General features: G+C 66.2%; 19 protein-coding genes and 1 riboswitch. Of the genes, 9 read left to right on the forward strand and 10 right to left on the reverse strand.

Annotation, left to right across the window (positions count from 1 at the left end; genetic code table 11):
* Positions 1-60: 60 nt before the first annotated feature.
* Positions 61-815 (reverse strand): IS5 family transposase gene (locus ACM608_RS01470; RefSeq protein ID WP_419681115.1). Its coding sequence is split into 2 segments (ribosomal slippage): positions 61-471 and positions 474-815, totalling 753 coding nucleotides; the frame shifts between segments, so codons are not numbered across the junction.
* A 659-nt stretch (positions 816-1,474) separates the two neighbouring features.
* Here ACM608_RS01470 and ACM608_RS01475 point away from each other — a divergent pair.
* Complete coding sequence (locus tag ACM608_RS01475) at positions 1,475-2,611, forward strand: hypothetical protein (RefSeq protein ID WP_419681208.1); 1,137 nt, start codon at positions 1,475-1,477, stop codon at positions 2,609-2,611.
* Between the two features lie 1,050 nt (positions 2,612-3,661).
* Here ACM608_RS01475 and ACM608_RS01480 read toward each other — a convergent pair.
* Positions 3,662-4,660, reverse strand: coding sequence for a bile acid:sodium symporter family protein (locus tag ACM608_RS01480; protein ID WP_419681210.1), 999 nt, complete (start codon positions 4,658-4,660; stop codon positions 3,662-3,664).
* Positions 4,661-4,820: 160 nt separating this feature from the next.
* The gene (locus ACM608_RS01485) at positions 4,821-5,450 is read right to left on the reverse strand and encodes a DUF4198 domain-containing protein (protein ID WP_419681212.1); all 630 of its coding nucleotides are present in this window, start codon (positions 5,448-5,450) and stop codon (positions 4,821-4,823) included.
* A 109-nt stretch (positions 5,451-5,559) separates the two neighbouring features.
* Between ACM608_RS01485 and nadB the strand changes: the two genes are divergently transcribed.
* The 4 genes from nadB (at position 5,560) to ACM608_RS01505 (ending at position 11,972) form a co-directional block, all read left to right on the forward strand.
* Positions 5,560-7,155, forward strand: a complete 1,596-nt coding sequence (nadB, locus tag ACM608_RS01490; protein WP_419681213.1) for an L-aspartate oxidase — start codon at positions 5,560-5,562, stop codon at positions 7,153-7,155.
* Positions 7,156-7,317: 162 nt separating this feature from the next.
* Entirely contained in the window at positions 7,318-7,641 is a 324-nt protein-coding gene (locus tag ACM608_RS01495; protein WP_419681215.1) for a hypothetical protein, read from the forward strand.
* A gap of 210 nt (positions 7,642-7,851) precedes the next feature.
* A complete protein-coding gene (locus tag ACM608_RS01500) occupies positions 7,852-9,651 on the forward strand; it encodes a methyl-accepting chemotaxis protein (RefSeq protein WP_419681217.1) in 1,800 nt (599 codons plus the stop codon).
* The gene (locus ACM608_RS01505; protein ID WP_419681219.1) at positions 9,648-11,972 is read left to right on the forward strand and encodes a TonB-dependent receptor; all 2,325 of its coding nucleotides are present in this window, start codon (positions 9,648-9,650) and stop codon (positions 11,970-11,972) included. The genes ACM608_RS01500 and ACM608_RS01505 overlap by 4 nt, the downstream gene beginning before the upstream one ends.
* 13 nt (positions 11,973-11,985) lie before the next feature.
* On the opposite strand, the gene ACM608_RS01510 is transcribed toward ACM608_RS01505, so the two are convergent.
* The 5 genes from ACM608_RS01510 to ACM608_RS01530 form a co-directional block, all read right to left on the reverse strand.
* Positions 11,986-12,765 carry an ABC transporter ATP-binding protein gene (locus ACM608_RS01510; RefSeq protein ID WP_419681221.1) on the reverse strand — a complete coding sequence of 260 codons (780 nt, stop codon included), beginning with the start codon at positions 12,763-12,765 and terminating at the stop codon, positions 11,986-11,988.
* Complete coding sequence (locus tag ACM608_RS01515; protein ID WP_419681223.1) at positions 12,759-13,745, reverse strand: FecCD family ABC transporter permease; 987 nt, start codon at positions 13,743-13,745, stop codon at positions 12,759-12,761. The genes ACM608_RS01510 and ACM608_RS01515 overlap by 7 nt, the downstream gene beginning before the upstream one ends.
* Positions 13,745-14,554, reverse strand: a complete 810-nt coding sequence (locus ACM608_RS01520) for an ABC transporter substrate-binding protein (RefSeq protein WP_419681225.1) — start codon at positions 14,552-14,554, stop codon at positions 13,745-13,747. Before ACM608_RS01520 ends, ACM608_RS01515 begins: the two co-directional genes overlap by 1 nt.
* 8 nt (positions 14,555-14,562) lie before the next feature.
* Positions 14,563-16,425 (reverse strand): TonB-dependent receptor plug domain-containing protein, encoded by a 1,863-nt coding sequence (locus ACM608_RS01525; protein ID WP_419681226.1) that lies wholly within the window; start codon positions 16,423-16,425, stop codon positions 14,563-14,565.
* A 189-nt stretch (positions 16,426-16,614) separates the two neighbouring features.
* Positions 16,615-16,832, reverse strand: a riboswitch (cobalamin riboswitch).
* A gap of 69 nt (positions 16,833-16,901) precedes the next feature.
* A complete protein-coding gene (locus ACM608_RS01530) occupies positions 16,902-17,510 on the reverse strand; it encodes a hemerythrin domain-containing protein (RefSeq protein ID WP_419681228.1) in 609 nt (202 codons plus the stop codon).
* A 303-nt stretch (positions 17,511-17,813) separates the two neighbouring features.
* On the opposite strand from ACM608_RS01530, the gene ACM608_RS01535 reads away from it, so the two are divergent.
* Positions 17,814-18,566, forward strand: a complete 753-nt coding sequence (locus ACM608_RS01535) for a Crp/Fnr family transcriptional regulator (protein WP_419681230.1) — start codon at positions 17,814-17,816, stop codon at positions 18,564-18,566.
* 234 nt (positions 18,567-18,800) lie between these two features.
* On the opposite strand, the gene purL is transcribed toward ACM608_RS01535, so the two are convergent.
* Together purL and ACM608_RS01545 are read right to left on the reverse strand one after the other, a co-directional pair.
* Positions 18,801-21,020, reverse strand: coding sequence for a phosphoribosylformylglycinamidine synthase subunit PurL (gene purL, locus ACM608_RS01540; RefSeq protein WP_419681232.1), 2,220 nt, complete (start codon positions 21,018-21,020; stop codon positions 18,801-18,803).
* Between the two features lie 125 nt (positions 21,021-21,145).
* A complete protein-coding gene (locus ACM608_RS01545; protein ID WP_419681233.1) occupies positions 21,146-21,535 on the reverse strand; it encodes a hypothetical protein in 390 nt (129 codons plus the stop codon).
* A gap of 164 nt (positions 21,536-21,699) precedes the next feature.
* Here ACM608_RS01545 and ACM608_RS01550 point away from each other — a divergent pair, with 164 nt between their 5' ends.
* The 3 genes from ACM608_RS01550 (at position 21,700) to ACM608_RS01560 (ending at position 23,613) form a co-directional block, all read left to right on the forward strand.
* Positions 21,700-22,689: a cysteine synthase A gene (locus ACM608_RS01550; protein WP_419681235.1), complete on the forward strand. Its 990-nt coding sequence runs from the start codon at positions 21,700-21,702 to the stop codon at positions 22,687-22,689.
* On the forward strand, positions 22,686-23,312 hold the full coding sequence (locus ACM608_RS01555) for a trimeric intracellular cation channel family protein (RefSeq protein WP_419681237.1): 627 nt from the start codon (positions 22,686-22,688) through the stop codon (positions 23,310-23,312). Before ACM608_RS01550 ends, ACM608_RS01555 begins: the two co-directional genes overlap by 4 nt.
* Before the next feature lie 79 nt (positions 23,313-23,391).
* Complete coding sequence (locus ACM608_RS01560; protein ID WP_419681239.1) at positions 23,392-23,613, forward strand: hypothetical protein; 222 nt, start codon at positions 23,392-23,394, stop codon at positions 23,611-23,613.
* Positions 23,614-23,761: the final 148 nt, after the last annotated feature.

Consider the following 23,761-nt stretch of genomic DNA (forward strand, 5'->3'; position numbering starts at 1 on the left):
CCGTCCATCTGTTCCCCGGCCAACCCTCGCGTGGCAACGCGATGAGGCTAGGGTCCGGACTCACAACCACCAGATGACGGTGGCGGCGAGGGCGATGGCGCCCATGAAGTTCTTGATGTTGCGATCGAAGCGGGTGGCGAGCCGCCTCCAGTCCTTGAGGCGGCAGAACATGCGCTCGATGACGTTGCGCTGTTTGTAGATGGTGCGGTCGTAGTCGTACTGGACCTTGCGGTTGCAGCGCGGCGGGATGACGGCCTGGGTGCCGCGCTGGTCGAGCCACTCGCGCAACTCCTGACTGTCATAGCCCTTGTCGGCGACGAGTTCGACGGATGGGGGCAGCGCCGCGATGCAGGTCTTGGCGACCTTGCAGTCGTGGACGTTGCCGGGCGTCAGCAGGAGGACGTGAGGGCGGCCCTTGGCGTCGCAGACGGCATGGACCTTGGTGTTCCGGCCGCCTTTGGTGCGGCCGATACCATGGGCCAAGGCCCCCCTTTTCCACCGCCTGCGCAGCGGTGGACCTTGATGCAGCTGCTATCGATGAACAGCCGGTCCGGCGCGTCGTCGGCGCCTGCCAGCGCGCTGAAAATCCCCTCCCAGATGCCGCGCTCGGACCAGCGCACGAAGCGATTGTAGAGCGTCTTCTTTGGCCCGTACACGTCCGAGCAGTCCACCCAGCGACCGCCGCAGCGGAGCGCATGCACGATCCCGCTCAGCACCCGGCGATCATCCACACGTGCCTTGCCGCGAACGTCCGTCGGCAGCAGTGGTGCGATCCGCTCCCACTGCGCATCGGAAAACCAGAAGAAATCAGCCATTCCACCGCCTCCACACCAACGCAGTGAATCACGATCCAAGCGGTAGCAAAAGCCGTTATTGGGTCCGGACCCTAATACATCCCGGAACCATCGGGCAGGAAATCAGAGACGTTCCGCGACTAGCATTTCAACTTGGTTGCAGCGTCGCATCTATCGAGGAGCGTTTGCACCCGTATCTGCAAGAAAGTGACGGCCCAGCTGACATTAAGTGGGGCGATGGCGCTCTGTTCCGGCTCGACTTGCATGTGGCGACTCGACGGGTTTCCCCTTCGTCGCTGCGCCTCAGCGATCATCATCGATCAGCTTGGATGAATCGGCTGCTACCATTTTGCGCTGAGAGCTTAGAGCTGTTGGTTGACAAGTGCGCAACATGTGGTCGGACACAGGCTTGGCGAACTTCCTGGGGCATCGGGAACTGCGATCACCACCAGTGCCGCGCGACACTCACTTCGTTTACGGACGAGCGCCTCCCCCAAGAGCTCGCGGAGAATTACCGTCTCTTCGCCGCTTTGGTCTCGGCTGACGGCGAGGAGCGGCAGGCAGCGGTCTCGCGGCTCAGCTCAGAGTTGGCAGAGTTGCCACCGGCGGTGTTGGTCAACTTGGCCCTGCACGTAGGCGCAACTCTGAGCGCGTCGCCCTACATGTTGCGTCGTTCTGCTATGAAGGACTTGTCCCCTCTGCAGCTGGCGGGCTTCGCCGCAACCGGAGCGGCCCTGTTGCTAGATTGGCCGCGAGCCTTTCGCGAACGAATCGCAGATAGACTGCAGAACTCGCCTGATGAGAAATCGCGGCGCGCGCTCTTGGCTGCGATAAGGCGGCTTGGTTCGCCCAAGGTGCGCGAGCAGCAGGCAAAACTGGTGAGTGATGCGGTGCCCGAGGCCTTCGAACATGTTATCGTCGCTTTGCAGGCGGTCGTGAAGCCTGTGGTCGGAGCGCAATATATCTGCCGCGCCGCGAGCATCAGCTCGCAAGAGTTACGAATGATCCGCGATGCAGGACATATCGAACACCGGGTCCTGGCGGTCCGCCGGAACACGCAAGTGCAGTACGACAAGGCAGATGCCGACGATCTTCTCCGGCGCCACCGTGAGTTTGTTTTCGCCAGCCGTTTAGAAACTGCACTTGGCACCACTCGTTATGCGACTGAGCAACTTGTATGTCTCGGTGAGATCGAGAGGGAGGTACACCCCGGACTGGCGCTCATCAATCGGACGCTCCGCTTGGTTGAGGAGAGCATGAACGAGTTCATTCACGATCTCGAATCTAAGGGACGTGCCGGAAAACCATCCGATCTGATGCCCTTGGGTACTGCCGCTCGCATGATGGGCGGCCGCCCGAAGTTTTGGGGTGCGATTCTAGCCGCGATGCGAGAAGGCTCACTACCGTTTTGGCTCGACGGCGCCGGCAAGTTCATTCGACGTGCTATGGTTCACCGCGAAGACATCGCCCCGTTCGCCGCCTTGCGGTTCGATGAGCTATCATGGCCAGGGTTCCCATTCAGGCAAACTTACACACAGTTAGACGCCGCCGAAGTGCTAAACCTCGACTCGCTACAGATCACCCGCGTGGCGAGCAGTGGCGCGCTCACCTTCGTGCCCGAAGGCGTCGCGGTGATCACGGACCGAGAGCCGGTCCATGCTCTCGCCACAACCTATATCGCGACGGCTGAGATCGCCCATCGAACCGGTCTACCCTTCAACATGGTACCCAAGTTCATGCTGAGGTATCCGGAGATTGCCCGCCACGCTGCCGGGTGGGTGAGGGCTGATTTCGATTTGCTCGTTGGCGGGCGGTAGCGCGACCCCGATGAGGGGAGCGTCAAAGGAGTGGATCATTGTCTCGAAGGACGATTCGGGCACTATGGAAATCAATATGCGCGAAGGCATAGTTACGTTGCTGCATCTCCAGCTGGGAAACGCGGCCTGAAGCCAAGTCGGCGTCGTCAGCGCGGCGTCTAGCCGCCTTCACCTCGGCTCGCTGGTGGAGGTTGAAAGAACCAAGGTGCACGTCCACATCCCCCAACTTTCTTCGCGCCAGTAAGCTGAGCCAGGCCTCTGATAGCCGACGGCGTCGTTGTGTCGGGAGAGGTGCATCTCCCTGTCGACCCGTAGCTTAGGCAGACGTTGCTGGCGAGTCGCCGTCTTCGGGTTGATGCTTTGCCGCACGATGTATGTTGCTTCTGAGTTGGACAGCTGTGCGATTCCACATCAGCTATGCAAGAGGTCGCGGGCATGCCGTTGCAGCGCCTTTGCGGGTCGTCGGTCATGAGCGCAACGGCTGAAGGAGTGTGACCCTGCGCGACCTGCGCGGTCTTTAACGTTCCCAGTGCTTCGCGGCGCTCTGAACGAGCCGGTCGGGGGAAGTGACCGTCCCGAAGATCGACAGGATCATCATCAATCGCCCGCGCGACGCAGCCATGCGGATACGATCAAACGGATTAGGCGGTATCGCTCCTGCCACCTCCGTGCATGCGGCACCTTCTTTTAGGACCAGGACGGAAAAGACCTCGCCGGGCAGCTCAGTTCCGGAACTAAGGTATTCGTTCGCCACTCGCCGACATCGTCTAGCGTAAGGGCGTATTCAGGTGGTTTCTGAGGGGAAAAGGCCAACTCAGATTGCCGTACTTAGGTTGTTATTTCTTCTATGTCGTTGAAAACGTGAGGAGACTTGGGGAAAAACAAGGCTGTCCCAACATCTGCTGCCGCACCGGAGCGCCTTGATCAGAGGGCGGAGCTCTCCGCGGCTGCCCGGCAAGGATGTCGCGCGCTCACGTGTCGAGCCATGGGATTCAATCCGCCTCCGAAGTCGACGCACGTGTCAGGCCGTAGCGCTGCGGCGCCCGTTGCTTACTTCGCAGCGACCGGAGGAGCCGAAAGCGACGTATCGCTTTCGCGCTCGCCGCGTTGCCCGAGGCGAGGCGCGATCATGGCGCAGACGATGAGCTGGAGCTGGTGGAAGATCATCAGCGGCAGGATGATCATCCCGATGGCCGAGGCGGGGAACAGGACGTTGGCCATCGGAACACCGGAGGCGAGGCTTTTCTTCGACCCGCAGAACAGCAGGACGATCGCATCCTCGCGCGGGAGGCTTAGCGCGCGGGCGGCCCCCCAGGTGGCGGCGAGCACGACCGCCAGGATGAGGGCGCAGGCGAGTGTCACCAGGCCGAGCGTAGGCAGTGAGACGCGCGACCAGAGACCCTCGATCACCGCATGTCCGAAGGCGGTGTAGACCACCAGCAGGATCGATCCGCGGTCAACGCGTGATAGCAAGCGACGTCGTTTTTCGACCCAGCCGCCGATGAGCGGGCGCAGCAGATGGCCGACGGCAAAGGGCAGCAGCAGTTGAAGGAAGATGCCCTGCACGCTTTCCCAAGACATGCTGGCGGCCGCGCCCATGGTCAGCGTGACGAACAGCGGGGTGAGCGCGATCCCGAGGAGATTGGAGATCGACGCGCTGCAGATCGCGGCTGCGACATTGCCGCGCGCGATCGCGGTGAAGGCGACGGAGGACTGAACCGTCGACGGGAGGAGGGTCAGGAACAGCAGCCCGCGCGCGAGCATCGGATCGAGATGGCCGATCGCCAATACGGCAAGACCGAGGCACGGAAAGAGAATGTAGGTCGAGGCGAGGACCGCGGCGTGCAGGCGGATGTTGCGAAGGCCGGTGACGATCGCCGCACGCGAAAGTTTCGCGCCGTTCAGGAAGAAGAGCAGCGCGATGCCCAGATCCGCCGCGATGCCAGCATAACCCGCGAAAGGCCCCCGCGCGGGGAGAAGCGACGCGACCATCACCGTCGCGAGCAGGATGACGACGAACGGATCAAGCGCCGCCTTCAATTTATCCAATGACGGAGTCCTCGCGATTCGCCGCCGCTCGGGCGATGCCGGCGCATGGCCCCAAATCAGGTGAAGCGAAAGCTGGTAATCTGGGCAGACATCACGGTCGTCGCTGCTCCTGCAAGCCGAGCCCGGGTGATCGGGTGAACGAGGCGGCCGTCCGCCCGAACTACTCGTTCACGAACGTCGTCGTCGCGATGTGGTAGAGCTTGGCGACCTTACCGCCCTTGTAGGCCAGGTCGCCGGTCTCCTCATGGGTGGCCGTCAGGATGTAGCGGCCCTTTTCGCTCAGCTTGGGCGCGACGGTGCCGCTCGCGTCGGCGGTGAAGGCCTTCGACCACTTGTCTGGCGTGATGACGGTGATCTTGGCGGACGGAACCGGCTTGCCGTCCTTCATCAAGGCGAAGCTGCCGCCGTTCGCGGCCGTCGGTGCGATCTCCAGCGGCATCGCGATGCGCGCATCGGCACGGCCGGCACGAGCGTAGTAGATCACCGCCTCCATCTTGCCGTCCTCGCCCCAGGGCTCGAACACGCTGTCGTCGGTGACGCGGACGTCGCCTGCGGGTGCGGCGACTTCTATAAAGCCGGCCTTTCGGGTCTGCGATGCGCTGGACGCGGGGACGAGCTTGGGTGCCTTCAGCTTTTCGAACTCCGGATCGCCACCGGCGGGGAGCGTCTTGGCAGGTTCGCCCAAGTAGATGCGTGCGGGGCCGGCGCCGTCGCGTTCGACCCAGACCTCATGGGCCTGCGCCATCATCGGCATGGCGGCGAGCAGCGAGGCGAGTGCGAGCGTCTTCATGGCGTCCTCCGGAATTGCTCGTCCGGCGTAGCGGAGATGCGATCGGTTCTCAATAGAGCCGGAGCGCCTGAGGGATGACGCCACGACGGCAGACCGCTAGACGCGGGGGATGGCCGACCATCGTTACGACGTCATCATCATAGGGTCCGGGGCAGCCGGCCTTACGGCAGCGCTCAATCTTGCCGACCGCTTCCGGGTCGCGGTGCTCGCCAAGGGCGGGCTGTCCGATGGATCGACGGCCCATGCGCAGGGCGGGATCGCTGCTGTCCTGGAGGCGGGCGATACGTTCGAGAGCCATATCGAGGACACCATCGTCGCAGGGGCGGGGCTGAACGACCGCAGGACCGTCGAGTTCGTCGTCGAGAACGCACCCAAGGCGATCGAGCGGCTGGCCGAACTGGGCGTGCCGTTCAACCCAACGGAAGGCGAAGGCCATGATCGCTGGCACCTGACGCGGGAGGGCGGGCATAGCCATCGCCGCATCGTCCACGTCAACGACGCGACCGGCTGGGCGGTTCAGCAGGCGCTGGAACGGGCCGCCGCCGCGCATCCCAACATCAACCTCGTCACGGAAATGGCGGCCATCGACCTCGTCACCAGCCGTCACGGCCAGCGCTATTCCGGCGACGGGCATGTCTGGGGCGTCTACGCGCTGCACCGACCGACAGGGAAGGTCGCGCTGTTCACCGCCCGCGCGACCATCCTGGCTACCGGCGGGGCGGGTCGGGTCTACCAGTTTTCCACCGCGCCGCGCGGCGCTTCTGGCGACGGCATCGCGATGGCCTGGCGGGCGGGGTGCCGGGTGTCGAACATGGAGTTCAACCAGTTCCACCCGACCTGCCTCTACAATCTGGAGGTCAAGAACTTCCTCATCACCGAGGCGATGCGCGGGGAGGGCGGGCAGCTGAGGCTGCCGACCACGGGCGAGCGGTTCATGCCGCGCTTCGACGCGCGCGCCGAGCTTGCGCCGCGCGATATCGTCGCGCGGGCGATCGATTATGAGATCAAGCGGCTGGGCCTCGACTACGTCCATCTCGACATCAGCCATCAGCCGCCGGACTTCGTGAAGCACCACTTCCCGAACATCCACGCTAAGCTGCTCGGCCTCGGCATCGACATCACGCGGGAGCCGATTCCGGTGGTGCCCGCCATGCACTATACCTGTGGTGGCGTGATGATCGACCTAGATGGGCGGACCGACCTGCCGGGGCTTTATGCCGCGGGCGAGGTGACGCAATCCGGGCTGCACGGTGCCAATCGCCTCGCCTCCAACTCGCTGCTCGAATGCTTCGTGTTCGGGGATGCGGCGGCGAACCACATCAAGGCGAACTGGGATACGATGCCCGCGCCGCCGAGCATTCGCGAATGGGACGAAAGCCGCGTCACCGACTCGGACGAGGACATCGTCGTCCAGCACAACTGGCGCGAGATCCGCCGCTTCATGTGGGACTATGTCGGGATCGTCAGGACGACCAAGCGGCTGGAGCGCGCGCAGCATCGCGTTGCCCTGCTGCGTCAGGAGGTCGAGGAGTATTACGGCAATTACCGGGTCACCAGCGACCTGATCGAGCTGCGCAACCTGATCGAGGTCGCGAGCCTGATCGTGCGGGCGGCGCTCAGCCGCAGGGAGAGCCGGGGGCTGCACTACACGCTCGACTATCCCGAGACCGGTGCCGAGGCCCTAGACACCGTGCTGGTGCCCTAGCTGTTCAGTCCCGGTATCTGATGGTTGGCGTTGACGATCAAGCGGGCTGGCTCTGACGCCAGGGCCGCCGCCACTTCCCCTGTCATCGACCTGCGATCGTGAAGGCCGGGGAACGATCCGGACCTTTCCGTCGTTTATCGGCGTCAGGTAAAGGAGAGGAACATGGCGGATTATCGTGACGACCGTGGCACGGTTTACGTCGAACGTCGGGGCATGGGTGCTGGCAAGATCATAGCGATCATCGTGGTGCTCGCCGCGATCATCGCCGCGATCCTGTTCGCGACCGGCTTCTGGAGCGCGGATGTCAAGGAAGGTGCGCTTCCGGACGTGAAGGTCTCCGGCGGTGAACTGCCGAAGGTCGATGTCGATTCGAAGGAAGTGGTCGTCGGCACGACCTCCACGACCGTCGATGTCCCCAAGGTGACCACCGAGAAGGAGTCGATCAGCGTGCCGGTTGTCGGTGTGAAGGACAACGGCGAGAAGTAAGCATAACCTCGCGCTATTCGGAGGCGCCGTCGGCCACAGGGTCGGCGGCGTTATCATTTTCGCCGCTCGTCGGAGCGGTCGTGATCTAACGTGATATTAACCCCCGACGGACCATCGCCGACCCGGAAACGAGGCGAGGTCTGGCAGGCGATGTCGTGGAAGCAGAGAATCGGCGCCCAGGTTCCGGCGAGCCTTGTCCAGCTCGTGGCCTTGTCGCTGCTTGCCATAACGACCTGCATCGCCCTGCTCCTGGTCCTCACTGCGCGCATCGACCGTAACGCCGAGAGCGAGAAGGCTCGCATGATCGGCGGTGCCCTGAGCCGCGAGCAGCAGGCACTGGCGGATGCCACCAACGATTACGCGCACTGGGACGATGCCGTCACCCATCTCTACGGGCAGATCGACCGCGCCTGGCTCGCCTCCAACTTCGGCGGTGCCACGCCGCTCTATGTCATCGATGGGGAGGGCCGCACAATCTACGGCTGGATTCCGGATCACGGCGCGGCCAACACGCTGAGGCGCTCAGCTCCTGAAGCGATCGACTTCATCCTGAAGAGCCTGCCCCGAAACGGTGCCGAGATCGCCCGTCACAAGGTCCACCCGTTCTTCGGTTGGCATAGGGGCGCCCCGGCGCTCCTAGCGGCTGCTCCCATCCTCCCGTTCGATCACGCCGCGCGAGTGCCGGCGGGCCCTCTCCGGTACGTCGTTCTCGTCCGCCCGATCGATGGACCGTTGCTGGCAAGCTGGGCTCGCTCGTTCCGGCTGGGCAAGGTCGTTTGGGGACAGAGGCAGGATGGGGAATCGACCACCCTCGCCTTGCAGGATCCCGCTGGAAGATCGCTTGGCCAGCTCGCCTGGCCGGCGGTTCGGACCGGTGGGGCCGTCATCCGCGACCTTGCTCCCTGGCTCGTTCTTGCCGGTCTGACCTTCGTCGTTATCTCGACCGTCCTGAGCCGCGCGCTCATTGCTGCCGAAGCCAAGCTTCGCCTTCGCAGCGCGATCGCCGAGGAACATGCGGCGGCGAGCGCGACTGCCCATTCGGCCGCAGAACATGCGCGGTTGGAGGCGGAGGAGGCCGCTGCCGCGGCGGAGACGGCGCGCGCCGCGCTCGAACGGATGAGCAAGCGGGAGCATGAGGAGCAGGAACGCCATAGGGAGCAAATGCGCAGGGTTGCCCACGACGTGGCCGATGCCCTCACCCAGTCGATCGGCACCCTTGTCCAGGACTTGTCTCGTCAGGCGGACGATCTGGAGGGCAGCGCCGCCGGCACTTTCGACGCGCTGCAGGACCAGGCGGAACAGGCATCCCGCGCCCGCGACCGAAGCGAGGCCTCGGCCGAAGCGATCCACACGATTGAGTCGAACGTACGTGACCTAGTCGCGGCGACCGCCCGTATCCAGGAGGAGGCGCAGCGCACCGAGTTCGCCATGCGCAAGACGGATCGAGAATCGGCTTCGGCCCTGAACGCAAACCAGACGCTGCTGCAGCAGATCGAGTCGATCAACGCCGCTTCCGCGCTCATCGGACAGATTGCGGCACAGACTAACCTTCTCGCGCTTAACGCCACCATCGAGGCGGCCCGTTCCGGGGAGGCGGGTCGAGGTTTCACGGTCGTCGCCCAGGAGGTGAAGGGACTCGCGGCTCAGACCAAGGCGACGACGAACGACATCGACGAGCGGGTCGCCTCCGTCGAAGCGGCCGCGCGCTCGATTACGGCGCTCGTCACCAACCTGCACGACCTGCTCGGCGAGCTGAACGATACGATCAAGAGCACCTCGTCAGTCGTCGATCGGCACCATCACAGTGCCGAGGCGATCCTGCAGACCAGCCAGCGCGTCGGCCTGGATGCCGAGGAGACGCACGCCGCCGTGTCGGAGATCACCTCAGCCCTCGATCGGGTACGGGGCCATGCGGACCGCACGCGCCAGATCGGCGGCACGGTCCGGCTCGGCGCCGAGGCTCTAAGCGTCGAGTTCACCCAGATCATCGAACGCCTGCGCGCCGCATGACCATGCGCCCGGACAGATGCGCCCTCCGGCTCCTCGCCGGTCTCCTGCTTGCGAGTTCCTTCGCAAGCCTGCCCGCCAAAGCGGAAGCGGAAGCGGAAGCGGAAGCGGTAGCAGCGGCAGAGCAGGGCGAGATCGTCGTTACGGCGCAGCGCCGCAGCGAGCGGGTACAGGACGTTCCTGTCTCGATCACCACGATCGGCAGCCAGTTCGTCGATCGCGCGCGGCTGGATGACGTGAAGGATCTCGTCAACTTCACACCCGGCTTCTCCGGCAACTCGGAAGACAGCTACATCGATTCGATTGCGGTGCGCGGCATCGTGTCGAACGACTATGGCGTCGGCGGAGACCCGTCGATCGGCTTCTTCAAAGACGGGGTTTACCAGGGGCGCACCGGTGCCGCCGTCACCTCGCTCTACGACATCGATCATGCGGAGGCGTTGCGGGGTCCGCAGGGGTTCCTGTTCGGCCGCAATGCCATCTCTGGTGCGATGAGCGTCACCACCAACAAGCCTGTCCTCGGGTCCGTTGCGGGCAAGGTGGCGGTGAGCCTCGGTTCCCATGCGCGGAAAGAGGGTGAGTTCGCGCTGAACCTCCCGCTCGCCACAGACACGGCGGTTCGCTTGGCCGGCTATGCCACCGATTATAACGGCTGGGTCGATAACGCCTTCACGCTATCCCGCAACGATCGCCTGATGGGCGGCAACAAGCAGGCGCTCCGCCTGTCCTTCCGCCACCAGACGGACGGGGCGGACCTGACGATACGGGCGGAGCATGAGCGGCGGCGCCTCGACGGCACACCGTATCGCGCTTCGAACGAGGATCGCGAGGTGCTCGACCAGATTGGCGAGGCATTGGGCGAAGATGTCGTCATTCGCGGCGGCAAACGGGATGTCGATACGGATCTGACGCACCCGAAGGACAAGGGTGACGTCACCAGTCTGACGGCCCAGGTCGACGTTCCGACCGGGATCGGGACTTTCACCTCACTGTCTGCCTACCGCCGTGCGCGTTTCTACTACCTCGAAGACTATGACGGCACGCCGCTCCGGCTCGGCAACTACTCCCAGCGCCAGCGTAGCCATTACCTGAGCCAGGATCTGCGCCTCGTGTCTCCGAACAATCGCGCGCTCACCTGGTCAGCCGGCCTGTCCGGCTATTACGAAAAGGTGCGCGCACGCTTCACGAACGAGGCGGACGAGAGCTCGGTATGCCTGGCCGGCTATGAATACGGCAGTTGCGAGGAGATGACGCAGGACCTGTACGGGAAGGCCTATGTTCCGGCTTCGGACAACCTCCTCATCGATATCAACGACGCCGCCTCCCGCAACCTGGGTCTTTCCGCCTTCGCGGACGTGAACCTGCGGATCGTGCCGAAGCTTACTGCCGGCGCGGGTCTGCGCTACACCTGGGATCGGAAGCGGTTCTCGCTCGACGTGCTCCCGACGACCAGCACGCTGGGGAATGTCTGGACCTTCACCTACTTCACCGACGGGCCGGTGACCGCGGGCAAGAGCTGGACCGGTCTCACCCCGCGTCTGTACGCCCGTTACGAAGCCAGCGCGCTGTTCACCGTCTATGCCAGCCTGACCCGCGGCTACAAGGCAGGCGGGTTCGGCAGCTTCACCGTCCGGGCACCGACCGCGATCGAGGACTTCTCGCTCGTGCCCGCCGGCACGACGCCGGACCCGTTCAACCCGGAAAGCGTCTGGAGCAAGGAGCTGGGCGTCAAGGGCACCGCCTTCGAACGAAGGCTCCAGTTTGACGTGGCCTTCTTCCACTATGTCTATCGCGACCTTCAATCGAACTACTTCAATCCGGCGACGCGCACGACCGAGGTGATCAACGTCGGCAAGGTCCACGGCATGGGACTGGAGGGATCGCTGAGCGCGAAGGTCACCTCATGGCTGGACCTGGCGGCGAACGGCGCATGGACGCGCACCCGCAAGACAGGCGACCGCGACTGCGACCGGCATGATTGCGGCGGCCTGCCCAACCCGACCTGGGCGACCAGCGGCTCCGCCACGTTTCACCGGCAGGTTGGGGCTGGCGAGGCCTGGCTCCAGACCGATTGGATGTACGAGGGGCATCGGCGCGAAAGCTTCGACTGGCGCGGGCTGACCCGGCGCAGCGCCTATACGCAGGTGAACGCCAGCCTCGGCTACACGGCTGATGCAGGCTGGGAAGTCGCTGCCTATGTGCAGAACCTTACCGACAAGACGTACTATCTGGGGGCGGAGAACAACGGCGAGCTTACGCCATCGAACGTCTGGGGTGTGGCCGAACCCAGGAACTATGGGCTGCGCGGCCGCTGGCAGTTCTAGAAAGCGGGACCGGTCAGCTGCGCCAGCGATCCGTTGGTACGATGATCGGGCCTGATGCGGTCACTTCGATCCTGGCGTTGATGCCGTAGACCTGCCGCAGGCGCTCCTCGTTCAGGACGTCGCCGGGCAACCCGTCCGCGACGAGCGCGCCACCGTCGATGAGCAGCAGGCGATCGCAGTAGCGCGCGGCCATGGTGAGATCGTGCAGGACGGCGACGACCAGTGAACCCGCGCGCGCCTCCCCCGCCAGCAAGGTCATCACGTCGATCTGATGGCCGGGGTCGAGGGAGGCGAGGGGTTCGTCCACCGCCAGTCCCGGAGCGCCGGCGGCAAGGGCGCGCGCCAGCATCACCCGGGCGCGCTCGCCGCCGGAGAGCTCCGTGGCGATCCGTCCCGCGAGATGGACGATGTCGGCCCGCTCCATCGCGCCGCTGACGGCACCATGATCTGCCGCGCCGAGCCGCGACAGGGGAGCGAGATGGGGCAGGCGGCCGAGCGCGACAAGCCGCTCGACCGTGAGCGGCCAGTGCAGCGTTTGGCCTTGCGGCAGGTAGGCCACCGACTTGGCGATGTCTCGCGGCCTCATGGCGGCGATGTCGATGCCGTCGATGCTCACTTCTCCGACCGCCCTGGGGACCAGCCCCAACATGGCGCGCAGCAGGGTCGACTTGCCCGCGCCGTTCGGTCCGATGATGCCGGTCAGCGTGCCGGGGCTGAAGGCCGCTGAGATGCCTTGCAGGACGGTGCGGCGGCCGAGGCGGACGGCGAGACCCTGGGTGGCGATCGTCACCATGCCCGCCGCTCCCGAAGCAGGTGGACCAGAAAGATTGGCACGCCAAGGAAGGCAGTGACCACGCCGAGCTTCAGCTCGCTGGTGGTCGGGATCACGCGAACGAGGATGTCGGCGCAGGTGAGCAGCGCCGCGCCGGCCAGCATCGAAGGCAGCAGCGCGGCGGAGGGGCTGCGGTCGGTAAGCGGGCGGACGAGATGCGGGACGATCAGGCCGATGAAGCCTATGGCGCCCGATACCGCCACCGCGCCACCGACCCCGATCGCGATTCCGGCCAAAATGCGGGCGCGGGTCCGCGACAGATCGACGCCCAGCGAGCGGGCTCCGTCCTCGCCGAGCGTCAGGGCGTCGAGCGCATGGCCATCCCAGAGGAGGAGGGCGGAGCCGATGAGTACGCAGGGCAGGGCGATCCAGACGTGGTCGAGCGAACGGTTCTCCATACTGCCCAGCAGCCAGGACATGATCTCCATCGCGGCGAAGGGGTTCGGCGAAAGGTTGAGCGCAAGGCTGATCCCGGCGCCCGCGAGAGTGGAGACGGCGATGCCGGCAAGGATGAGGGTGAGGGGGCTTTCCGAGCGGCCCGCCAGGGCGAAGAGGAGGATGAGGGCCCCGAGGCAGGTGGCGACGGCGAGGAGCGGGAGCATCGCCGGGTGCCATCCCGCCAGCCCGAAGTAGAGCGCGGCCACCGCGCCCAGGGCCGCGGCATTGGAGGCGCCGAGTACCGACGGCTCGGCGAGCGGGTTGCGGAGATAGCCCTGCAGCACCGCGCCGGCGAGGCCCAGCATGGCACCGACCAGCAGGCCCAGCACGGTGCGGGGCAGGCGCAGGTCGAACAGGATGACCGTGGCGATGTGGTCGCCGCGCCCGGCAAGCGCGGCGAACAACCGGGCGGGCGCGATTGGGGCGGACCCGACCAGCAGCGATGCGGTCGCCGCTAGGGCAACGATGACGACGAGAACGAAGGCGAGCTTGGTCGCGCGCATCAGCGGAGGGCCTTCAGCTGCCGGGCGAGGCTTTCCGCCGCCCGCGCATAGGCCGGTCCGCCGCAGATCGTCCAGGCACCGGGGATCGTCAGCCGGGGGATGCCGGCAAGGGCGGGGTGGCCGAGCATCTCGGTGCCTTGATCCGACGCTCTTACCGTCTCCTCATCGACGATCAGGACATCGGGCCGGGCGGCGACGATCTGCTCCAGCGGAAGTTGCGAGAGGGCGGGGCGGCCGAGCGTCGTCGCGAGGTTGACGAGGCCGAGGCGGGTCATCAACTCATCGACCAGCGTACCCCGGCCGGTCAGGAACCCGCGGCGCTGATAATAGGCGGCGACCCGTCCCCGACCGGGGCGCGGCAGCGACACCAGTGTCGTCTCCAGTGCTCCCTTCAACGCCTTGCCGCGATCGGGATGGCCGACCGCGGCGGCGACGGCGTCGATCTGCGCCTCGATCTCGGCGATGCTGTTTGCCGGGGGCACCGCCAGGGTGCGGTAGCGCCGTCCCGCCAGAGCCGAGAAGGCGGCGCCGGTCGCGTCCGTCATGGTCAGGATCAGATCCGGATCGAGCGCCAGGACATCCTCCGCCGTGCCGCGGATCGTCGGCAACCCGGCCGCCCTGCCCGCTGCCGCCGACATGCTAGGATCGCGCGCGTTCATGGTCAGGGCGGCGATCTGACGGCGGTCGGCGAGAGCGAGGAGGTACTGGTCCGCGCAGAGGTTCGTGGAGACGATCCGCCGGGGCGGTTGCGCCCCGCGCGCCTCGCCTGTCGCAAGGAGCATCAGGAGGAGGAGCGCAGGGCGCGGCACGGTCTAGGTTACAGCTTCACGCGAACGCCGGCATAGGCCGAACGGCCGTAGCTGCCGTAGCCATAGACGGTCTCGTAATGCGCGTCGGCCAGGTTCTCCACGCGGCCGTAGAGTTCGAGATGCTCACCGACCGGCAGGGACGCGCGCAGGGCGACCAGCGCGTAGCCGTCGAGTTCGCGGGTGTTGGCCGGATCGTTGAAGCTGTCGCTGACCATTGTCACAGTGCCGCCGGTCTTCAGGCCGAAGGACCAGTCGTAATCCGCCGAGACGCTAAGCACATTGGCGGCGCGACGGGCCAGACGGTTGCCGTAATTGGCGCCCGGCGACCGGTCCCGCGCGTTGATGTACGAGTAGGAGGTCGTGACGGTCAGCGCATCGACAGGACGCAGCGCCACCGCCGCCTCGACACCCTTGGTCTTGGTTTTCTCGATGTTGTTGTATCCACCGAAGGGCGGCAGCGTGACGTCGTAGTTGATCTGGTCGCGGGTCACGCGGCGGAAGGCGGTGACGGAGAGCGTGGCCCGCCCCTCGAGCGCGCTCTGATCGAAGCCGACATCGTAGCTCTTCGACTTCTCCGGCACGAGGTCCGGATTGCCGCTGAAGCTGTCGTAGAGTTGATAGAGCGACGGCGCCTTGAAGCCTTCGCCATAGGCGACCCGCAGGTTGGTGTCGCCGCCGTTGGGAGTGTAGTTGGCGTTGGCACCGAGCGTGGTCTTGCCGCCGAACTGGCTGTGATCGGTGTAGCGCGCGCCGCCGGTGATGGAGAGGCCGTCGAGCGGCTCCACCACGGCGAGGCCATAGACGCTGTCGAGATCGGCGCTCTCAGACGCGGTCGAGCCGAAGCCGAAGAAGTCGTATTCCGGCTTCTCATGTTCATAGCCGAAGATCAGCTTGGCGCGGTCGATCGGCTGGAACACGCCCTGATACTCGAAGCGGACGTTCTCGCCCTTGTAGCCGTAGTCGGCGGCGGTGCCGCGGACGGAGTAGTAGTCGCGGTTCTGCTTGTAGTAGGTGACGGCGAGGCGGTTGCTGAAGCGGCCGTCCAGGAAGGCGGCGTTGATCCCGGCATAGCCGACATACTGGTCCGACTTGCTGACATCCGTGCTGTCCGCCGGCGCGCCGAAGAAGCTGTCATAGTCGAGGTCGCCATGGATGTAGTAGCCGCGCAGGTCGAGGCTGAGGTCCTGAGTGAAGGCGACCTTCAGCCGGGCATTGGCGGTGATGTTCTTGTACCCGTCCTTCTCGGTAGCACCACGGCGGCTGCTGGCGGTGGAGATGCCGTCCGTGTCGAAATAGGCGATGCCGGCACCGCCGGAGACGATGCCGCTGCCGCCGGACACGTCCGCCTTCGCGTTGACCGTGTCGCTGTACCCGTATTCGGCCGAGGCATCGGCGGCGAGGCCGTCCGTGGGCGGCGTGGCCGTCATCACGTTGACGACACCACCGATCGCCTGGCTGCCATAGGGCAACGAGTTCGATCCCCGCAGCACCTCGACGCGGCGGAGGTTGCCGATCAGCAGGTTGCCGAAGTCGAACTGGTCGCCGATGCCGCTGGGATCGTTGACCTTCACGCCGTCGATCAGGACGAGGGTCTGCGTCACCTCTGCGCCGCGCAGCGACAGGCCGACCGCGCCGTTGCTGCCGCTGCGGTTGAAGCGGACGCCGGGCGTGGTGAGCAGCAGATCGGCGACGTTGATGTTCTGCCGTGTGTTGATGGTGTTCGCGTCGAGGACGGTGATCGCCTGGCCGACCTCGTCGATCGACTGGGCGATGCCGGTGGCAGTGACGACGATATCGTCGTCACTGCTCTGCGCGAAGGCAGGCGATGCGATCGCCAGCGCGATCAGGGATGCGGAACCGAACTTCAACATGGGTATTCCCCCCGGCGCCTGAGCTTCTTGTGGCGGGGCGTACCCGGGCGCGGACGCCCTGGCCGATCGACGGAGGGTGGAGAGGGCGCCTTTGGCACTCCGCCGACCGCACGACCGCGCGGCCCCAGCCGCGTGATTCGTCGCTCAGACGGAGGAGTACCGTGCCGTGACCATCCCCTGGACCAAGGCAAGAGCGACCGGTGCGCTGGCAGGTCTCCTGGCTCGCGGGTCGAAGCTTGATGCACGCCTTCCCAGGTTTCCCCAGTGGCCGCCCCGGACGTTGCCGCCCGGCGCTCGTGCATCGCGCTCGCCGCTTACAGTTGCAGGGACAGCCTCGGATTCGGGCGGAGAGCCCTCACCGTGTTCCCATTCAAGCCCTTTCGGGCACCGGCGCGATCTACGGACGGGAAAAACCCGCCCGCCCGCGCCCATAAGCGCGAACGAACGGGTTGCCAATCCATGATCGGCGGCAAGGCTCAGGCGAGCTTGAAGCCTTCCTTGTTCATCGCGGCGGTCAGCTGCTTGTTCGCCGCTTCGTCCAGCTTGCGCTTGAGGAGCGGGAAGAGATTGTCCTCCTCCTCCCTCATGTGCTTCTCGATATCGGTGCGGAACTGGCGCACTTTGTCGAGGAAGGCGGGGCTGTTGTTCGGCATGTTCTCCAGATCGTAGAGATACTGCTTAACATAGCCGTGATCGCGGTTGAGCTCGTCCGCCGCTTCCTTCTCCCCGGCGTCGCGCAGAGCGGGGTAGACCGCGTTCTCTTCCTCCAGCGCGTGCTTGGCCAGCGCGTGCTTCAGCTGAGTGAGGAGGATGGAGCGCTTCATCGTGCTGCTGTCGTCGGTCGCTTCCAGCGCGTCGAAGATCTTGAGCGTCATCGCGTGCTCGGTAGCGAGCGCCTTGTCCCAGTCGCCGGCAAGCGCGGTCGGCGCCTGGACGAAGACCTTGCGGCCGATCATCGCCAGCACGCCCAGCGCCACGCCCGCACCGGCGGCACCCGCGAGCGCGCCGAAGCTGGTGCCGTTGCTGCCGGCGTCGGTACGCTTGAAACGGCCCTTGCTGTCACGATCGGCTACTGTCGTCGCCATGCCAACCTCCTAGAACTGAACGGTTCGAGCGATGAACCGCTGAACGAAGACGCCGTTCCTCGACGGTGGTGCCGCATCGCAAAAAATGCCCGCTGCCGGGTGCACCGGCAGCGGGCAGGTCAGGCTGGAGAGGAGCGCCTGATCAGGGATGCGTGAGCCGGTCGCCGACGGCGGCACCGCCAAGGGTGAGGGCGAAGACGCCGAAGGCGAGGAGGGGAAGGTAGATGAAGTGGTCGCCGATGAAGCCGAGCATCGAAGGTCTCCCGTTGAAGTGATGACCTGATCTGCACCGATCGGCGGCGCTTGCGTTTGACGGCGGTCAAATCGGCGCATTTCGGCTATGGAGAGATCATGAGCACCAATGTCTGCGCCGATTGCGCCGTCCGCGATCGCGCGCTTTGCGGAAGCCTGAGCGACGGCGAACTCCAGACGCTGAACCGGCTCGGGCAGCGGCGGGCGCTGTCTGCCGGCGAGACCCTGGTCTGGGCGGAAGATGAGAGCCGGCTGTGCGCCAACGTGCTGTCGGGCGTCCTGAAGCTGGTCGGCGCGGCGGCGGACGGGCGGGAGCAGATCGTCGGCCTCCTCTACCCGTCCGACTTCGTGGGCGAGCCGTTTGCCGGAAGCGCCCCCTTCACGGTGCGGGCGGTGTCCGACTGCACCCTGTGCGTGTTCCCGCAGGCGGGGTTCGAGGAGGCGCTGGCGCGGTTCCCGGGCATGGAGAAGCTGCTGCTGCAGCGGACGCTGGCGGCGCTAAGCGACGCGCGGTCGCGCATGTTCAGCCTTTCGCGCGGATCGACGGGTTCGCGCGTCGCCGCCTTCCTGCTGGAGATGGCGGAGCGGGCGGACGGTGGCGGGTGCAGGGCTGCGCCGGGCGGGCCGGTGACATTCGACCTGCCCCTTTCCCGGCAGGAGATCGCCGACGTGCTGGGGACGACCATCGAGAGCGTGAGCCGGCAGATGACACGGTTGAGGGACGAGGGCGTCATCGCGCTTCCGGGTGGGCGAGGGGTGACGCTGTCCGACCCGATTCGGCTGAAGGAGATGGCGGCGGCCTGAGCCTTAAGTTGTGTAAGTTGCGGCTCGTGGCGGCTCCCGAGCCGGGAAGCGGCGGGTAAGCGGCGGTGACGCGGCAGCGACGCGGCAGGCGCGCGGCGCATCTGCGTCGGCGAGCGGACATGCCCGGGTTCTGGGTCGGAATGGTCATCCGGTAGGATGAACCAGAAAACGGCCGTGTAGGACAGAAGAAGCGCGACCGCGGATCAAGTCCTGGGTGACCGCTCCCGCCCTTTCTTACGCCAAGGCGGCTTCGGCACCCATCAGCCTGGGGAAGAACGCCTCATGCGCGCGGCGGAGGTCGTCGAGGGCGACGGCGTGGTCGCTGTCCGACAGCTCGAAGATCAGGCGCGTGCCGCAGGTGCGGCCGATCGGCTCGATCTCGATCCCCGCCGCCTGCGCGCCGGAGAGGATGTCGAGCAACGCCGCGTCCTGCACGGTCAGGACATAGAGGCCCTGGTCCTCGGCGAACCATGATCCCGCCGTGCCGAACGGCTCCGGCCCGTCGATCAGCGCGCCGATATTGCTGGCGAGCGCCATCTCCGCGATGGTCACCGCGACGCCGCCGTCCGACACGTCGTGGATGGCGGTGATCGCGCCGGAGCGGATGTGGTCGCGCACGAAGTCGCCCACCCGCTTCTCGGCCGCGAGATCGACGGCGGGGGGCGGGCCGTCCTCGCGCCCGTGGACCTCGCGGAGCCAGAGCGACTGGCCGAGCTGGCCCTTGCGCTCGCCGATGAGGAGGATGATGTCGCCCGCGCCCTTGAAGGCGATGGTCGCCGATTTCGACCAGTCCGGCATGAGGCCGAGGCCGCCGATCGCGGGCGTCGGCAGGATCGCGGAGCCGCCGCCGGTCGCCTTGCTCTCATTGTAGAGCGACACGTTGCCCGAGACGATCGGGAAGTCGAGCGCGCGGCAGGCCTCACCCATGCCCTCCAGACAGCCGACGATCTGGCCCATGATCTCCGGCCGCTGCGGATTGGCGAAGTTGAGGCAATTGGTAACGGCGAGGGGGGTGGCACCGACCGCGGTCAGGTTGCGCCACGCCTCGGCGATGGCCTGCTTGCCGCCCTCGACCGGATCCGCAAAGCAGTAGCGGGGGGTGCAGTCGGTGGTGATGGCGAGCGCCTTGTCCGACCCGTGGACGCGGACGACGGCGGCGTCCCCGCCCGGCCGCTGGACGGTGTCGGCGCCGACCATGTGGTCGTACTGCTCCCAGATCCACCGCCGGCTGGCGATGTCCGGCGAGCTCATCAGGGTGAGGAGGTCGGCGGCGAGGTCCGCGCTCTCCGGCACGTCGGCCAGGGCCTCGCGCTTCGGCGTGGGGACATGCGGGCGATCGTAAATGGGGGCTTCGTCGGCGAGGGGGGCGAGCGGAATGTCGGCGACGGTCTCGCCCTTCCACTTGAGCACCATGCGGCCGGTGTCGGTGACATGGCCGATGACGGCGAAGTCGAGATCCCATTTGTCGAAGATCGCCTTGGCGAAGTCCTCGCGGCCGGGCTTCAGCACCATGAGCATCCGCTCCTGGCTCTCGCTCAGCATCATCTCGTAGGGGGTCATGCCGGTCTCGCGCTGCGGAACGTCGTCCATGATCAGCTCGATGCCGACGCCGCCCTTGGACGCCATTTCGACCGAGGAGGAGGTGAGGCCGGCCGCCCCCATGTCCTGGATGGCGACGATCGCGTCGGAGGACATGAGTTCGAGGCAGGCCTCGATCAGCAGCTTTTCGGTGAAGGGATCGCCGACCTGCACGGTGGGGCGCTTCTCGTCAGCATCCTCGCCGAAATCGGCCGAGGCCATGGTCGCCCCGTGAATGCCGTCGCGGCCGGTCTTGGAGCCGACATAGACGATCGGATTCCCGACGCCGGATGCGGCCGAATAGAAGATCTTGTCGGTGTCGGCGACGCCTACCGTCATCGCGTTGACGAGGATGTTGCCGTCATAGGCGGGGTGGAAGTTCACCTCGCCACCCACGGTCGGCACGCCGACGCAATTGCCGTAGCCGCCGATGCCGTGGACCACGCCGGCGATCAGGTGGCGCATCTTGGGATGGTCCGGCCGGCCGAAGCGGAGCGCGTTCATGTTGGCGACGGGCCGCGCGCCCATGGTGAACACATCGCGCAGGATGCCGCCGACGCCGGTCGCGGCACCTTGGTACGGTTCGATATAGGATGGGTGGTTGTGCGACTCCATCTTGAAGATCGCCGCCTGGCCGTCGCCGATATCGACCACGCCGGCATTCTCGCCGGGGCCGCAGATGACCTGCGGGCCTTCGGTCGGCAGCTTCTTCAGGTGGATGCGGGATGACTTGTAGGAGCAATGCTCCGACCACATGACCGAAAAGATGCCGAGTTCGGTGAGGTTCGGCTCGCGTCCCATGGCGTGGAGGACACGCTCATATTCTTCGGGGGACAGGCCGTGCTCGGCGACGATTTCGGGTGTGATCTCGCTCATGGCCGGGTGCGATAGCGGAGGCGGACGGGCTTGTCAGCGGCGGGTTGCGGGGATTGTCGAGCGTGGAACAGAAAAGGCCGGCATCCTTGCGGACACCGGCCTTCAGAATGGTGAGACGGGTTGGATCAGGCCTTGCAGGTCTGCGCCTTCTTGCCGGGGACGGCGATCTCGACCGGCGTGCCGGAGCCGCTGACCGAGAAGCCTTCCGCCGTGAACGGGCCACCGGCGGCAGCGGCGGTGAGCGGGGTCGCGGCGCCTTCCTTCTCGGTCTTGATCGCCGCGCTGGTGTCGTCGGTATAGAAGTCGACGAAGACGAGGCTGGCGTCGGCGCAACGATAGGTCTTGCTGGCCTTCAGCGCGGGCGGGAGCTTGACGTCGGCGGCGGTGGTGAAGTTCTCCCCCAGCGCATCGGCATCGGTCTGGTTGCCCGATGCGGCGGGGGCGGCCGCCTTGTCGCAGCCGGCGAGGAGGATGGAGGCCGCGATCGCGGCGGCGAAAGTGAGATTCTTGACCATAGGAACAGGATTGTCGCGGTGCACCACCGGATGGTCAACGGAAATTTCAAGAAAGTTTCGTGACAAAGTTGCGCTGCGACAAGTTGTTGCGTCCGGGCGGCCCTTTGTCGTTGTAAAGAGAAGGCTGCTTGTCCGGCCCGGCGTGCGTCTCTAACCCTCGCACGATGCCACATCCCGCACCCGGAACGCTCGCCCTGATCGGCAACACCCCGCTCGTCCGCCTGGAAGGGCCGAGCGCTGCCACCGGATGCGAGATCCTCGCCAAATGCGAGTTCATGAACCCGGGCGGATCGGTGAAGGACCGCGCGGCCCTGTTCATCGTCGAGGATGCCGAGGAGAACGGCACACTGAAGCCGGGCGGCACGATCGTCGAGGGTACGGCGGGCAATACCGGCATCGGCCTGGCGCTCGTCGCCAATGCCAAGGGCTACAAGACGATCATCGTCATGCCGGAGACGCAGAGCCAGGAGAAGAAGGACACGCTCCGCGCGCTCGGCGCCGAGCTGGTGCTGGTCCCGGCGGCCGCCTATTCGAACCCGGCGCATTTCGTCCACACCTCCCGACGGATCGCCGAGGAGACGCCGAACGCGATCTGGGCGAACCAGTTCGACAATTTGTCCAATCGCATGGCGCATATCCGCACCACCGCCGAGGAGATCTGGGCGCAGACCGGCGGCGCGGTCGACGGCTTCATCTGCGCGGCGGGGACCGGCGGCACGATCGCGGGCGTCGGCCTCGGCCTCAAGGAGAAGGGGGAGGGCGTCGCCATCGGCCTCGCCGACCCGCATGGCGCGGCGCTCTACAGCTTCTACACGACGGGCGAGCTGGCGTCGGAAGGCACCTCGGTCGCCGAGGGGATCGGCCAGGGGCGGATCACCGCCAATCTGGAGGGCGCGCCGATCGACCGCGCCTATCGCGTCTCCGACGCGGAGGGGCTGGAATGGGTCCATCGGCTGCTCGGCGAGGAGGGGCTGTGCCTCGGCCTGTCCTCCGGCATCAACGTCGCGGGGGCGGTGGCGCTCGCCCGTGACCTCGGGCCGGGCAGGACGGTGGTGACCATGCTGTGCGACAGCGGGATGCGGTATCTGTCGACGCTCTACAATCCCGCATGGCTGCGCGAGAAGGGACTGGCGGTCCCGCCTTGGCTGGGGTGAGCCCATCCCTGCCACTGGCGATCCAGCCGCTGCTGCCCTGGCTGGATCTGCTCGGCCTGTCCGTCTTCGCGGCTTCGGGGTCGCTGGCGGCGGTGCGCAAGCGGCTGGACGTGGTGGGCGCGTGTTTCTTCGCGCTGATCACCGCGACCGGCGGGGGCACCTTGCGCGACCTGCTGATCGGGGCACCGGTGTTCTGGATGCACGATGCCGCGCCGGTGCTGATCTGCCTTGGCGTCGCGGTGCTGTCCTGGCTGATGCCGGTGCGGTGGTGGCCGGAGCGGGCGCTGGAGTGGCTCGATGCCGGCGGGCTCGCGGCCTATGCGGTCTATGGCGCGGGCAAGGCGATGCAGTTCGGGACCGGGCCGGTGCCGGCAGTGGCGGCGGGGGTGATTACCGCGTGCCTGGGCGGGATCATCCGCGACGTGACGGCGGGCGTGCCGTCGATCGTGCTGCGGCACGAACTGTACGTCACCGCAGCTTTGATGGCCGCAGCGGTGTTCGTCGGCCTTACCGGCCTTGGCATGGCCGCCCCGCTTCCGGCGCTCGGCGGTGCGCTGGCCGGGTTCGTGCTGCGCGGTGCGGCGATCCGGTGGAAGCTGGCGCTCAGCCCGCATCGCGGCTGACGCGTTAACCCGCATTGCCAGATTCCACCTTCGCGGGTTAGATTCGCGCCATGTTGGTCGGGATCGAGGGGAGGGGCGGATGCAGCGCGTTCGTATCGGCCTGACCGGCCTCGCCATCGTCTTCCTGCTCGTGGTGCTTGCCGCCGCCGTGATCAACGCCCTCGGTGAAGACGAGGACGGCAACAACGCGGCCAATGCGGCAGCCGTGAGCGACCCCAAGGAGCCGCTGGCGGAGCTGGGCATCGCCCCCGGCAATGCGCCGCCGGAGCCCGCCAAACCCGCTGCGCCCACGGGCAAGTGATGCTTCCGCGCTGGTCTCGGGCGCTGTGGGGAAAAGCGGGGATACCGGCCCCGCACATCTATTCCAACAGAGTTATCCACAGGCTTGTTCCTGGAACAGGGAGGGAACAACCTTCCTGATCTTCCCCATTCCCCCTCGGAGCGCCCCC

This window comes from Sphingomonas sp. ID0503, assembly GCF_048565625.1.
Classification (GTDB): Bacteria; Pseudomonadota; Alphaproteobacteria; order Sphingomonadales; family Sphingomonadaceae; genus JBLZUR01.